Here is a 13,621-nt window from a genome sequence, read left to right as displayed (position 1 = left end):
TGCTCAGTCAAGAAGCGCATCGATGCTGTGGGCCAGATCGATATCCTTCTGGCTCAATCCGCCCGCATCATGCGTGGATAAGACAATGCGGACCTGGTTATAGACATTGGACCATTCGGGATGATGGGCCGCCTTCTCCGCCAATAATGCCACGCGCGTCATGAAGGCGAAGCTTTGAGAAAAATCCTTGAAGCGGAATTCGCGAATGATGGCGTCACTCGCAGCGTCATGGGACCAGTCCGCAAGCCGGGCCAGAGCCAGGTTGCGCGCCTCTGCCGATAATTTTTCAGCCATGTCTTCCTCCTCGACGAAATCCTTGATGCGGCCAAGCAAGAACGATTGACCGGAAGAAAAGCTGCGGCTGACCCGGCATGCCGGCATTAACCAGCCGTTTAGCCTACAAGCCGACTCCGACCCGGATCGGCGGCTCCGGGCAAGAGCTTGTTAAGGGCTTATGCGCCCAATAGCGCAGTAACGGGGAAAATTCTGTGCTGACCTCTGCCAGAAAAACCATGCCGGCCTTGGACTATGTGTCCATTATCCGTTCGGTCTATAGTGAACGGGGCGCCATGCTGCTTGGCGCCATTTCCAGTGCCGCAGTGGCCGCGATCTCGTCTTTCCAGGCAGAGGCGCCGATCCTGCTCGTGGTGGCGGCCGCGCTGCTGGTGGTCGGACTGATCCGGTTTTACAACATGCAGGCTTTCTGGCGCGCCGGCATTGGCGACGACGACGCCGAAGCGGCCGAACGCTGGGAAAATCGGGCGCTGATCGGCGGCGCGCTGGTGGCGTTCACCCACGGCATCTGGTGCCTGGTGGCCATCCTGGTGGTGCGCGATCCCTTTGCCGAACTGGCGAGCTGCACCCTGACCATCGCCTCCACCGTGGGCCTGGTCGCCCGCAATTTCGGCCTCGACAGGCTGCTCACCATCCAGATCGTCTCGCTGTCGGTGCCGCTCTGGATCGCCATGATCTTCCGCGGCAATTTCTACCACCAGCTCTTGGCGGCCATGCTGATCCTGTTGCTCATCAGCTATCGCAAGATGGCGGGCGATGTGCGGGCGCTGCTGCTCTCCGCCGTGCATGGCCGCGTGGAGGTCTCCCGTCTCGCCGCCGAATTCGACATCGCCATCACCACGCTCGAGCATGGTCTGTGCATGCTCGATGAAAACGGCACCATCACCCTGGCCAATGATCGGGCGGTGCAGATCTTTACTTCGCTCGAAATCGGCAAACTCGCTGGCCAACCTTTCGGACCGGTGCTCGAAACATTGGGCGCGCGCGCTCTGGTGCCGAAAATCGCGGTAGCCCGGTTGAGGAAAATCATCGATGAGCGCGGCTCCGGCAAGGTGCTGTTCTCGATCCATGAAGGGCCCTGTTTCGAGGTCACGGTCAGTTCGGGTCAACAAAGGACGGTGCTGCTCTTTGAAGACATTACCGAGCGCATGCTGGCCGAAGAGCGCATCAATTTCATTGCCCGGCACGACACGCTTACCGGCCTGCCCAATCGCAGCCATTTCAACACATTGGCGGCGGAGCATTTGCAGATGCGGGCCGAGATGGGTCTGCCCAGCACCCTGATGATCATCGACATCGATGAATTCAAACACGTCAATGACAGTTTCGGCCATGTGGTCGGCGACGAATTGCTGCGCCAGACCGCCGACCGCCTGAGCGCGGCGCTGCCGGACGAGGTTCTGCTGGCGCGGCTGGGCGGCGACGAATTCATCGCCCTATGCGCGGCGGACCACGCCAAGGGTCGGAGCGCGGCAGAGCAGGCGCTGGCCGCTTTCGATACGTCCTTCATGCTCAATGGCATCGACCTGCCGGTCCGAATCAGTATCGGCGTGGTGCATAGCCCGGCCAGCCAGGACGATCTGGAAGAGCTGATGACCAAGGCGGACCTGGCGCTCAATGCCGCCAAGACGGAAGGCAAGGCCCGCAGCCAGATTTTCCATGCCCAGATGGATATCGACTACCATTATAGACAGCGCCTCAAGGCCGATCTGCGCGATGCCGTGGCGGCTGGCCAGTTGAGCCTGGCCTTCCAGCCGCTGCTCGATATTTCGACGCGCAAGGTGATGAGCTGCGAGGCGCTGGCGCGCTGGACGCATGCCGAGCTCGGCCCGATCGCGCCGGCGATCTTCATTCCGCTGGCCGAAGAAATGGGACTGATCTCCGACATCACCGCCTGGGTGGTCGAGAATGCGACGCGCGAATGCAGTTGCTGGGCCAGCTCGGTTGGGGTCGGCGTCAACGTTTCGGCGCGTGATTTCCGCGGCATCGATCTGCCGGCCTTGGTCGACCGGGCGCTGCGGCAATCCGGCCTGCCGCCGGAGCGCTTCGAAATCGAGGTGACCGAGACTGCCGTCATCGAGGAGCGCGACCTGGCCGGCAGCGTGTTGCAGGCGCTCGCCGATCGCGGCATCGCCATCGCGCTGGACGATTTCGGCACCGGCTATTCCTCGCTGAGCTATCTCAGCGCGCTGCCCTTTACCAAGCTCAAGATCGATCGCTCCTTCGTGGCCGACATTGCCGACGACCCGCGCGCCCTGCGGCTCTTGGCCAATGTGGCGCGACTGGGCCGGGATCTCGATTTGAAGGTGGTGGCCGAGGGGGTCGAGACCGAGGAACAGCTCAATGTCATGCTGAGCCAGACCAGCGTTCAGCAAGTCCAGGGCTATTTCTTCAGCCGCCCCCTGCCGGCCAAAGACATTGCCGAACTGATCGAGCGCTTCAACGGCAAGACGTCCAACCGCCATGCCGAAAATCGCCTACATGGTTAACATTCGATTAACTCGCTGATTTTTCAGTAAAATTCAGCCCCTGCCTCGGGTATTTGGCGCCAGCCGGGCTATTTTCCCAATGCGGTTATCCCTAACAGAGGGTTAATATGCCTTCTGGACTATGGGGCAATGTTCATGAGTGCGGCCAAATCTGCTGAAACCAGCGCCAATTCGCGTTTTGCCACGACGTTGCTCGATCTGCTCGATCTTGTGCGCTATCGGCGGGTCAGCTCCGATGAGCAATTCGATCCGGTCTATCGGTTGCGCTACGAAGCCTATCGGCGCGAAGATTTCATCCCGGTCAATTCCCAGCAGGTCACAAGGGACGAATTCGACGACCTGCCCAATTGCTATTGCTTCGGCGTCTATATCGATGGCCAATTGGCCAGCTCGCTGCGTTTTCACGTCGTCACGCCCGAACAGCCTTATTCGCCCTGCATGTCGGTCTGGCCCGACGTGTTGCAGCCGCTTCTGGATAGCGGCAAGAATTTTATCGATCCCGGCCGCTTCACCGCCGATTTCGATTTGTCGCTGGCCTATCCGGCCCTGCCCTATCTGACATTGCGGCTTGCCGCCATGGCCTGCGAATATTTCCCTGTCCGCTATTGCATGTCCGCCGTCAGGCCCGAACATACCGCCTTCTACAAGCGGGTATTCGGCGCGAAGCCCCTGGGCGAGGAGCGCAGCTACGCCAATCTCGCCTTTCCCATGCAGCTTTACGCCGCCGAAGTGCCAGCCATCCGCGACCGCGTGGCGGATCGCTATCCCTTCTTCATGTCGCTTCCCGAGGAACGCGCCGCCCTGTTCGGCACGAAACAGCCCGACCTCATCGCCATCGCGCCATCGGCGCGGCAGGCACAACGGCTCGAATTGATGGAACGGGTCGAATAAGAAAAGTGGTGCCGCTTAGGTGACTCGAACACCTGACCCCATCATTACGAATGATGTGCTCTACCAACTGAGCTAAAGCGGCGCCGAAGGGGGTGGCCCCTAACGGATGGCGGGTCTTTTACTGGTCGTTTTCGGTCGGCGCAAGGGGCAAGGGAGCGGGTGTCGACAACAAAGCCGGCACGGAGCCGCTGGTGGCCGCCGCAAGCGGGGCCGGACTTTTGTTGCTGGCTACCGGCACTTTCCATTCGAACGCATCCAGCCGCCCGGTGAGCGGGGAAATCGGCTCCCATTCGTCGCTGACGATATTATCGGCGGTCCATGCCGGATCCCGGGGCGCGCGCACGGCGCGGGCCAGCCATTCACGGGCCTTGCCCTGGTCGCCGCTCTGGCCTTCCTCGATCTCGGCCATCAGGCTGGCGACGCCCTGCGTGGCATCGGCTCCGGCAAAGGGCAACAGGGCTTCGCGGGCCAGCGGCCAGTCATAGGCATCGATGGCGGCGCCGGCCAAAGCCATGCCAGCGGCGCGGTGGGGCGGCGGCAGTTCGACGATTTCGCGCAGGCGTTTCAGCCGTTCGACCGCCGAGGCGCCGGGTTGCGCATGGGCATAGAGCGCGGCGATATCGGGATGGCCGGTGGCGCGCCAGATGCGCCGCAACAGGCTTTGCGCCCGACGGGTTTCGCCGCGATTGGTATAGATGCGGGCCGCGATCAGGGCGGCGGGTACGAAATCGGGCAGCAATTTCAGCGCGGTCAGCGCGTGGTCGAGCGCGGCATTGGGCTCGGTGGTCTCATTTTCGCGGGCGCGGGCGGTTTCGATGACGGCCTGGCGGCGGCGCTTGCGGGCCTTTTCTTCCCGGGTGCCGGCGGCTTCGGCATTGACCATGGCCACCGCTTCGGCCCATTGGCCGCGCCGCGCCAGATCGCCGAACACGGCCTCGGCGGCCCAATCGCTGCTCGGCGCCAGGGCTAGGGTCTTGCGGGCAAAGGTCAGGGCCGCTTCCGGCCGGTTCTGGGCCCGGGCCTGGTCATAGAGACCGGTCAGAGCGGCCACGGCGGTTCTCTCGCTGGCGATAAGAGCGCGATAATGCTCGCGGGCGGCGGGCATGTCGCCCAGGGCCAGATCGGCCCGGGCTTCGAGCAGTTTTGCGGCGCTGCTGTCGGACAGGCGGGCCTGGGCTTCGCGGGCCATGATGCGGGCCCGGGCCGGATCGCCGGCCTGGAGGGCGATGATGGCGTCGGAAAGGGCCTCGACGCCCTGTTCGCGGCGTTTGGCGGCGCGGCGGCGCGCCATGGCTTTCGGCGCGCCGATGATGCGGCGCAGCACGGCCCAGACGGCGATGATCAGCGCCGCGCCCAGCAGCAGAATGACGATTGCGGTGCCGAGGCGCGGTTGCAGGCGCTGGCCGGCAATTTCCAGAATCAGCGTACCGGGCAGGGAGATGACCCAGGCGGCAAGGGCGGCAATGGCGAGGCTGCCGATGATCCAGGAGGCGAGACGGATCATGCGCCGCTCCCCGTGCCGAGCGCCAGGCTGCGCAGACTGGCGAGGAAGGCTTCGGCCTCCGCCAGGGCGGCGATGTCGTCCGCGACCGGTCCGGCGGCGGCGCTCATGGCGGCAGGCAGGGCGCTCAGCGCCGATTGGGCGGCGCGGAAGTCGCGCCGCGCCATGGCCGCCTCGAGCTGGGTCACGATGGCTTCCGGACCGTCGCCCTCGATCTCGCCGGCGGGCCGCATCGCCACGATGCCGCGCAGCCAGTCCATGGCGCCGTCCTGCCAATCGGCCCCGGCATTGGCGGGCCGACCGGCCAGCATGTCGGGCACCACCTGGTTGAGACGCCGCGCCACCTCGTCGGGCCGCGGCAAGCCTCCGGTGGCAGCAGCGGCAACCATTTCGGGAATTGATGTCTCCGGCCAGGTCCGGCGCAGCGCCGCCAATTCGGCGGTATAGGGGCGGCCGGACAGGAAAGCGCTTTCCAGACTGGAGAAGATCAGCGGCAATTGGGCGGTCTGGTCCGTTGCCGACGCGCTGGCACTGGCCGCCTCGGCCAATGCGGAGATGCGGCTTTCATTGTCGGCGAGCCTGGTGGTCGTCTCGCTGGCCTCCTGGCGCAATTCTGCCAATTGAGTTTCGAGCGCGGCAATCGCGGCGGCGTTCTGGCCTTCGCCTTCTCCGGGCGCCGGACCGGCCGGCAAGGCCTCGAATCGCGCGGACAGGTCCGCAAGCCGTTCGGCAAGATCGCCAATGTCGGTTTGCTGGCCCGGGGCCGGCAGGGCCGCGATGTCGGATTGCAGATTGCCGACGCGGTTGCCGAGCGTGGCCAGTTCGCTTTGCAGCGTGCCGGTCGTCGTCTGCAATTCGGGAATGGCGGTGGCGAATTGGGCGAGGCGTGGATCCGGCGGCGGGGTCTGTGCCGGGCTGGGCCAGAGGCCGAACCAGGCCAGGCCATAGGCGGCGCCGAGACCGATGGCGCCCCCCAGAATTCCGGCGATCCACGGCGCGCCCGAACCTCGATCCGGTTCGCGGGGCTTGGTCGTGGCCGATGGCTTTGTTGGCTGCGGCTTGCTTTTCACGCTCGCATCGGCGGGTTTGGCGCCCGGCGCGGCGCGGGCCGTGCCTTCCAGGATCGGCGGCCTGACCGGGCCGGTCTTGTCCTGGGCTTTGGGATCGGTGGGCGGCGTGTCCTTGCCGGGATTGTCAGCCATGGGCCTTACCTCTTGCTCGTTCCGATCATGGCCCAGTTTGCTCGCGGGCAAAAGCCAGTGCCAGCGCCATCATCGCTTCCTCGCTGGGATGGTCGGCGAGAAGAATGCGGCTGAAGCGGTTGTCGATGAGCGGGGCGGCCACATTTTCCGACAGGCACAGCATGGGCAGGCGGCGTCTTTGTGCGTCCGTGAGATTCGCGGCGGCCAGCGCGCAGAAAATCTCGGCGGTGCGGCGGGAATAGAATAGAACGGCGCCGAAATCCTCAGCCGACAGGGCGGCCGCGATCTCGGGATCGAGGCGGGATTCGGCGACCATTTCATAGACCGGGGTGGTCACCACCATCAGGCCATGCGGCGCCAGGGCATGGGCGAGATCGCCGCTCAGATGCTTGCCGGCAGGATAGAAGACCGGGCCGGCGAGCCGGGCCAGGGCGATGGTGGTGACCAGCGATCCCAGCGTGCCATCGGCGGGCGTCACCGAGACGAAGCCCAATTGCCGGGCCTCATGGGCGGTGCGATCGCCCACAGCGAAGGCCGGCGTGGTGAGGAAGGGCGACAAGGCTTCCAGATCCGCGAGGCCGCGCAGGGCGTTGGTACTGGTGAAGGCGATGGCGGCAAAGCCTTCGGCCATAGGCAGATTTGCCGCCAGCGTCTGCCTCGTCATCAGCGGCGCCATTGCCGAGGGAATTCCCAATGCCGCCAGCCGCTCCTGCGTCGCCTGCGCATCGGGCTCCGGCCGCGTCACCAGCATGCGCATCATGCCATCCACCGCTTCAGCCAATCCGGACCGGCCTGCGCCAACAGCTCCCGGCCGACCTGTTCGCCGAGCTGGCGCGGATCGCTCCCTTGGGCCTCGGCCCGATAGCTGGTCTGGCCGTCAAGGCTGAGAATCTCGCCCTTCAGGCTCAGCAGGCCGCCGTCGCGGGCCGTCAGTGCCCCGACCGGGGTGCGGCAGGAGCCATCCAATATGGCGAGCATGGCGCGTTCGGCGGCAATGGCGGCATGGGTCGGGGCGTGGTCGAGCGGAGCGACGATATCGGCAAAGTGCTGGTCGCCTTCGCGGATGGCGATGCCGATGGCGCCCTGGGCCGGGGCCGGCATGAAATGCTCGGGATCGAGAATGGAGGTGGCGCGATGCGCTTCGCCCAGCCGGTTCAGCCCTGCCAGAGCCAGCAAGGTGGCATCGGCGACGCCATCGAGCAGCTTTTGCAGCCTGGTATGCACATTGCCGCGGAACGGCACGATGCGCAGGTCCGGCCGCAACCGCTTCGCCTGGGCGGCGCGGCGGATGGACGAGGTGCCGAAACGGGCGCCCTCTGGCAGGTTGTCGATGCCCTTGACGCTGACCGAGAGGAAGGCGTCGCGCACATCCTCGCGTTCGAGGAAGGCGGCCAGCACCATGCCGGGCGGCAGGCCGGTCGCCACGTCCTTGCTGGAATGGACGCCGATATCCACGCGGCCCGAAAGCAGTGCCTCGTCGATCTCCTTGGTGAAGACGCCCTTGCCGCCGATATCGGACAAAGTGGTGTTTTCCGACTGGCTGCGGTCGCCGCCGGTGGAAAAGACCTCGATGGCGATATCGTCCTCGGCGACGCCATGCGCCTCGGCGAGCAATTGGCGGACCAGCCGTGCCTGGGCAAGGGCAAGGGGGCTGCCGCGTGTTCCGATCCGGGCGAAGGGAGTGGGCGATTGCATATCCGGGCGGTCCTGGTGTAGGCGATAAGCTCGCTGATGGGAGTAGACTACTTCGTCATGACCGGGCAAGCGCCAGCCATTATCCTGGGTATCGAGACCAGCTGCGATGAAACCGCCGCCGCCATTGTCATGCGGGATGAATCCGGTCGCGGAACCATTCGTTCCAATGTGGTGCGCAGCCAGCTCGATGAACATGCGGCATTTGGCGGCGTGGTGCCCGAACTGGCGGCGCGGGCCCATGTGGAATGGCTCGATCACATCATCGCGCAGGCCGTGGACGAAGCGGGAATCGACTTGTCCGATATCGACGCGGTGGCGGCAACGGCGGGGCCGGGATTGATCGGCGGCGTCCTGGTGGGGCTGACCACCGGCAAGGCATTGGCCGCCGCTTTGGGCAAGCGGCTGATCGCGGTCAACCATCTGGAAGCCCATGCGCTGACGGCGCGGCTTACCGACGGGATAAAATTCCCCTATCTTATGCTGCTGGTTTCGGGCGGGCATAGCCAATTCGTGCTGGTGCGCGGCGTCGGCGATTACCAGCGCTGGGGCGGCACTATCGACGATGCCCTGGGCGAGGCTTTCGACAAGGTGGCCAAATTGCTGAGCCTGGGCCATCCGGGCGGGCCGGAAGTGGAGCGGATCGCCCGCGATGGCGATGCCAGGCGGTTCAAATTTCCGCGGCCATTGCTGCGCGAGGCGCGGCTGGATTTTTCCTTTTCCGGGCTCAAGACGGCGGTGCGGCTGCAGGCCGAGGCCATCGCGCCGCTGACCCGGCAGGACGTGGCCGATATCGCCGCCAGTTTCCAGGCAGCGGTGACCGAGATCGTGGCGACGCGGTCGCGACAGGCGCTGCAACGGTTGCAGGCGGAATGGCCCGACATGGCGCCGCAATTGGTGGTGGCCGGCGGGGTCGCCGCCAATAGAAGCATTGCCGCGGCGCTGGCGGCGGTCGCAGAAGATATGGGCGTTCGTCTGGTGGTGCCGCCGATTGCCCTGTGCACCGATAATGGCGCCATGGTGGCCTGGGCCGGCGCCGAGCGGCTGGCCCTGGGCGCCGGCAATGGGCTGGATGTGGCGGCGCGGCCGCGCTGGCCGCTGGACATGCCCGACATGAAGGTGAGTGAAGATGCCGCTTGAAAGCGTAGCCGTGATCGGCGGCGGGGCGTGGGGCACGGCGCTGGCGCAGGCCGTCGCCATGGCCGGCCGGTCGGTGACGCTGATCATGCGCAATGCCGAACAGGCGGCCGCCATCAATGCCGGCCGCATCAATCAGGCGGCCTTGCCGGGGCAGGTCCTGCTGCCGGGCGTCACGGCCGCCGGGGCTTTCAGCGGCGCCGATATCGTCATTCTGGCGGTGCCGGCGCAGGCGACGCGGACCCTGTTGTCCGGGCTCGATCCGGCCCTGCTTGCCGGCCGGCCGATCGTGCTTTCGGCCAAGGGGCTGGAGACCGGCACGCTGGCGCGGCAGAGCGAGATTCTCGCCGACATGGCGCCGGAGGCCGTGCCCTATGTGCTGTCCGGCCCCAGCTTTGCCGCCGATGTCGCGGCGGGGCGGCCGACGGCGGTGACGCTGGCGGGAGACGATGCCAGCGACACTTCCGCGCTGGCCGCCGCCCTGGCCGGCCCGACATTCCGGCCCTATGCCGCCGACGACCGCGTCGGGGTGGAGATCGCCGGGGCGCTGAAGAATGTCTATGCGCTGGCCTGCGGCGCCGTCGAAGGCGCCCATCTCGGCGCTTCGGCCCGGGCGGCGCTGATCGCCCGGGGCTATGCGGAAATGGCACGGATGGTCACCGCCATGGGCGGTTCGGCCCATACCTTGACCGGGCTGGCCGGGCTGGGCGATCTGACGCTGACCTGCACCTCGGTGCAATCGCGCAATTATCAATTCGGCATGGCGCTGGGCGCGGGCCGCCGGACCGAGGATATCCTGGCCGGCGGGTCCAGGCTGGCGGAGGGCGTGGCTACGGCGCCGGTCGCCGCCGCTCTGGCGAAAAGCCTCGCTGTCGAGGCGCCGCTGATCGAGGCCGTCGACGCCGTCATAGCCGGTCAGGCCGATATTGCCGAAATCGTGGCGGGATTGATGTCCCGCCCGCTCAAGAGGGAAGATTGAAATGCTCTATGCCATGATCGCCAAGGATGCTCCCGGCGCGCTCCAGACCCGGCTCGACACGCGGCCGCAGCATCTGGACCATCTCAAATCGCTGGGCCCGAAGCTGGTCTTTGCCGGAGCGCTGCTCGATGCCTACGAACAGCCGGAGGGCTCGATCGTGGTGTTCGAGGCCGAGAGCCTTGCCGAGGCCGAGGCGCTGGCCGCCGCCGATCCGTTCGTGTCGGCCGGGGTGTTTTCCGCCTATGAGGTCAAGCGCTGGCGCCTGGCCATCAACAATTCCGGCGCGGAGCTCTGAGCCATGGCCTATTGGCTGATGAAGTCGGAGCCGGACGTTTTTTCCTTCGACGATCTGGCCAGGAAGACGGCGAAGGGCGAGGTCGAGGAATGGAACGGCGTGCGCAATTATGCGGCGCGCAACAATATGAAGGCCATGGCCATCGGCGACGAGGCGTTCTTCTACCATTCCAATATCGGCAAGGAGATCGTCGGGATCATGAAGATCGTGGCCCTGGCCCATCCCGACAGCACCGCCGAGCTCAACGCCAAGGGCGCGGTGGTGTGGGAATGCGTCGACGTGCAGGCGGTGAAGCCCTTTGCCCGCCCGGTGACGCTGGCCGAGATCAAGGCGATTCCCGAATTGAGCGAGATGGAGCTGGTCAAGCTCTCCCGGCTGTCGGTGTCCAAGGTCGGTGACGCCGAATGGACGCTGCTCTGCCAGATGGGTGGTCTATAGGCGGCCTGGACGTGCCGAAGCGCCGGACGGCCATGGGCCTCCGGGTTTGCTTTGGTGAAGGACCGCCATTCGAGCTTAGCTCTCACGGCCTTCTCGTTTCAAACCGGTCCACCGGACCGATTTGTGGGCTTTGCCGCACAACTCGAAGCTGCGGCATGGGGCGAGGTTTGCCTCGGTGCCGGTCGTCCGGCGGAAAATAATGGGTGAGGAAGACCTCGCCCCATGCACCGGATGCTCGTTCATCGCGCTGGTGCGGCGGACTTGCGTCCTGATTTCCGCCCATGAGGGACTGTTTCGTCTTCGCCCTGCTGGCGACGTGACAGCTGCCGTCCGGTGCAGCCGGAACGGCCCGACATGGTTCCCGTGGAGTGAGCCGGGATCCGCCCATACGCGCGACGGAAGAAGGGCGACCCCTTCTCCATCCGGTATCCCGCACCGACCGTTCGTCGCGACCGCGCAGCTTGTGCGGGAATGGATGAAAGGTGCACCAGATTTCGGCAGCGGGGATAAGTTTTCACGCCGGCCCCGATCCCGGGGGCGGGCGGGAAGGAGGCGAGAAGGCCCGCTTCAGGTGCCGGTGGCGACGGGGGGAGGCTGAGCCGGCTCCGCCGCGGGGGCATATTTGTTGAGCAGCGGCAATTGGCTCATCGAGAAGACGATGGTCAGCGGCATGATGCCCCAGACCTTGAAGGCCACCCAGAAATCGGTCGAAAAATTGCGCCAGACCGCTTCATTGAGCACGGCGAGGACGACGAAGAACAGGCCCCAATTGAGCGTCAGCTTCCACCAGCCTTCGGGCCTGAGCTTATAGACGTCGCCGAAGACATATTTCAGCAGCGATTGCCCGAAGACCAGGCCGCCCAGGAGAATTGAGGCGAACATCACATTGGTGATGGTGGGCTTCATCTTGATGAAAGTGTCGTCCTGCAGCCACAGCGTCAGCCCGCCAAAGACCAGCACCACGACGCCGGTGACCAGCGGCATGACGGCGACCTTTTTGAGAATGATCCAGCTCAGCAGCAGGGAAATGGTCATGGCCGCCATGAACCAGGCGGTGGCGACGAAAATATCGGCGCGGCCATTCATGATGAAGAAGACGACCAGCGGTCCGAGCTCCAGCGCCAGCTTGGTGATCTGGGGGCGCAATTCGTCCCAATTGACTTCAGGTTCGGCTTTGTCCGTCATCTTACTTCCCGTGGCATGGCTCCAATGTGAGGGCAGGGGCCGGATCATGCAAGGCGCAATAGTCCGCAAGAGTGGTGAGATTTTGGCTTTGCCGGCATTCGCCGCAGCCAATGCGCTATTCCCTTCGGGATGGGAACGGTTCTGTCGATCAACGCTGGACGCCACCTCCCGGCGGAGCGAGGGCGAGGCTGCCGGATGTGTAGAAACCGCAGCACCCCCTCCCGCCATTCGAGCGTAGCTCTCATGGCCTTCTCGCCTCAAATCTCTCCACTGGAGAGATTTGCCCTAGCGGGGTGGCTCGAAGCCGGCAATGGCGCGGGCGAAATCGCTGGCGGCGAAGGGTTCGAGGTCCTCGACCCCTTCGCCGACGCCGATGAAATGCACCGGCAGGCCGAATTTGCTGGCGATGGCGACGAGGATGCCGCCGCGGGCGGTGCCGTCGAGCTTGGTCATGACCAGCCCCGTCACTCCGGCGCGCTGGCCGAAGATTTCCACCTGCTTGAGAGCATTCTGGCCGGTCGTGGCATCGAGGGTCAGCAGGGTAGCATGGGGGGCTTCGGGATCGACTTTCTTGATGACGCGGATGATCTTTTCCAGCTCGTTCATCAATTCGTCGCGGTTCTGCAACCGTCCGGCGGTGTCGATGATCAGCACATCGCGGCCTTCCGCCCGGGCCTGGGTGACGGCGTCGAAGGCCAGGCCCGAGGCATCGGCGCCGGCCGGGCGGGCGATGACCGGCGCGCCGGTGCGCTGGCCCCAGACCTGCAATTGCTCGATGGCGGCGGCGCGGAAGGTATCGCCGGCCGCCAGCATGACCGAGCGGCCCTCGCGGGTCAGCTTCTGCGCCAGCTTGCCGATCGTGGTGGTCTTGCCCGAGCCATTGACGCCGATCATCAGGATGACGAAGGGTTTCTTGCCCGCATCAATGGCGAGCGGCTGAGCCACGGCGGTCAGCACCTCCTCCACCTCGGCGGCCAGCACCGCCCGCACATCGTCGCCCGACACGTCCTTGTCGAAGCGGTCGCGGCGCAGAATCTCGGTGATCGCCATGGCGGTGTCCACGCCCAGATCGGCCTGGATCAGCACGTCTTCGAGTTCATCGAGCGTCGCCGCATCCAGTTTGCGCTTGGTAAAGACCGAGGTAATGGACGAGCTGAGATTGTCCGAAGAGCGCTTGAGGCCCGAAGCCAGGCGGCCGAACCAGGACTGGAGCGGCTGGGCCGGCGTGGCGATCTCGGCGGGCGGGGTGACGAACTGGTCCTCGACCCGCTCGATATAATCGGGGGTGGTTTCCGGCGGGCCGGGCGGCGGCGGAATATCGGCGGGCCGGAGCGGCTCGGCCGGCTCCGGGATGGGCTCGGGTTCGGGCGTGGCCGGCACGCTTTCCGGCGCCGGCTCGGCCGGGACTTCCGGCTTCGTTTCCGGCGGCGCGGGACTGGGCGCCGGCTGGTTGCCGCCGAAGAGGCGCTGGAAAAAGCCCGGTTTCTTGTCGGTCATTGCCTGTCTTTCGCTGGTTCC

Annotated in this window: 13 protein-coding genes and 1 tRNA gene; 6 read left to right on the top strand and 8 right to left on the bottom strand. The window is 65.5% G+C overall.

The features are described 5' to 3' along the window. Positions 1 to 3: 3 nt before the first annotated feature. Positions 4 to 294 (bottom strand): 4a-hydroxytetrahydrobiopterin dehydratase, encoded by a 291-nt coding sequence (locus tag O9Z70_RS15155; protein ID WP_286020271.1) that lies wholly within the window; start codon positions 292 to 294, stop codon positions 4 to 6. 194 nt (positions 295 to 488) lie between these two features. Here O9Z70_RS15155 and O9Z70_RS15150 point away from each other — a divergent pair, with 194 nt between their 5' ends. Both O9Z70_RS15150 and O9Z70_RS15145 read left to right on the top strand, forming a co-directional pair. Beyond that, entirely contained in the window at positions 489 to 2,783 is a 2,295-nt protein-coding gene (locus O9Z70_RS15150; protein WP_286020270.1) for a putative bifunctional diguanylate cyclase/phosphodiesterase, read from the top strand. A gap of 135 nt (positions 2,784 to 2,918) precedes the next feature. Continuing rightward, complete coding sequence (locus O9Z70_RS15145) at positions 2,919 to 3,674, top strand: N-acyl amino acid synthase FeeM domain-containing protein (RefSeq protein ID WP_286020269.1); 756 nt, start codon at positions 2,919 to 2,921, stop codon at positions 3,672 to 3,674. A 6-nt stretch (positions 3,675 to 3,680) separates the two neighbouring features. Here the strand turns inward: O9Z70_RS15145 and O9Z70_RS15140 are convergent. The 5 genes from O9Z70_RS15140 to hemC form a co-directional block, all read right to left on the bottom strand. After that, positions 3,681 to 3,756 (bottom strand) — tRNA-Thr (locus tag O9Z70_RS15140). 36 nt (positions 3,757 to 3,792) lie between these two features. Further along, positions 3,793 to 5,178 (bottom strand): heme biosynthesis protein HemY, encoded by a 1,386-nt coding sequence (locus O9Z70_RS15135; RefSeq protein ID WP_286020268.1) that lies wholly within the window; start codon positions 5,176 to 5,178, stop codon positions 3,793 to 3,795. Further along, complete coding sequence (locus O9Z70_RS15130) at positions 5,175 to 6,377, bottom strand: COG4223 family protein (protein WP_286020267.1); 1,203 nt, start codon at positions 6,375 to 6,377, stop codon at positions 5,175 to 5,177. The genes O9Z70_RS15135 and O9Z70_RS15130 overlap by 4 nt, the downstream gene beginning before the upstream one ends. A gap of 25 nt (positions 6,378 to 6,402) precedes the next feature. Then, positions 6,403 to 7,137: a uroporphyrinogen-III synthase gene (locus O9Z70_RS15125; protein ID WP_286020266.1), complete on the bottom strand. Its 735-nt coding sequence runs from the start codon at positions 7,135 to 7,137 to the stop codon at positions 6,403 to 6,405. Next, positions 7,134 to 8,072, bottom strand: coding sequence for a hydroxymethylbilane synthase (gene hemC / locus O9Z70_RS15120; RefSeq protein ID WP_286020265.1), 939 nt, complete (start codon positions 8,070 to 8,072; stop codon positions 7,134 to 7,136). The genes O9Z70_RS15125 and hemC overlap by 4 nt, the downstream gene beginning before the upstream one ends. A gap of 57 nt (positions 8,073 to 8,129) precedes the next feature. On the opposite strand from hemC, the gene tsaD reads away from it, so the two are divergent. From tsaD to O9Z70_RS15100, 4 genes are read left to right on the top strand one after another with little or no spacing between them, the layout of a single operon-like run. Next, positions 8,130 to 9,209, top strand: coding sequence for a tRNA (adenosine(37)-N6)-threonylcarbamoyltransferase complex transferase subunit TsaD (gene tsaD / locus O9Z70_RS15115; protein WP_286022029.1), 1,080 nt, complete (start codon positions 8,130 to 8,132; stop codon positions 9,207 to 9,209). Next, a complete protein-coding gene (locus O9Z70_RS15110; protein ID WP_286020264.1) occupies positions 9,199 to 10,185 on the top strand; it encodes an NAD(P)H-dependent glycerol-3-phosphate dehydrogenase in 987 nt (328 codons plus the stop codon). The genes tsaD and O9Z70_RS15110 overlap by 11 nt, the downstream gene beginning before the upstream one ends. A 1-nt stretch (position 10,186) precedes the next feature. Next, positions 10,187 to 10,480, top strand: coding sequence for a YciI family protein (locus O9Z70_RS15105; protein WP_286020263.1), 294 nt, complete (start codon positions 10,187 to 10,189; stop codon positions 10,478 to 10,480). Positions 10,481 to 10,483: 3 nt separating this feature from the next. Beyond that, positions 10,484 to 10,918, top strand: coding sequence for an EVE domain-containing protein (locus tag O9Z70_RS15100; protein ID WP_286020262.1), 435 nt, complete (start codon positions 10,484 to 10,486; stop codon positions 10,916 to 10,918). Positions 10,919 to 11,485: 567 nt separating this feature from the next. Here O9Z70_RS15100 and O9Z70_RS15095 read toward each other — a convergent pair. Beyond that, positions 11,486 to 12,103 (bottom strand): septation protein A, encoded by a 618-nt coding sequence (locus O9Z70_RS15095; protein ID WP_286020261.1) that lies wholly within the window; start codon positions 12,101 to 12,103, stop codon positions 11,486 to 11,488. Between the two features lie 285 nt (positions 12,104 to 12,388). Further along, positions 12,389 to 13,600 (bottom strand): signal recognition particle-docking protein FtsY, encoded by a 1,212-nt coding sequence (gene ftsY / locus O9Z70_RS15090; RefSeq protein WP_286020260.1) that lies wholly within the window; start codon positions 13,598 to 13,600, stop codon positions 12,389 to 12,391. Positions 13,601 to 13,621 lie beyond the last annotated feature (21 nt).

The sequence above is a fragment of the Devosia sp. YIM 151766 genome, assembly GCF_030285925.1.
Taxonomy (GTDB): Bacteria; Pseudomonadota; Alphaproteobacteria; order Rhizobiales; family Devosiaceae; genus Devosia.
This window is presented reverse-complemented; position numbering and strand designations above follow the sequence as displayed.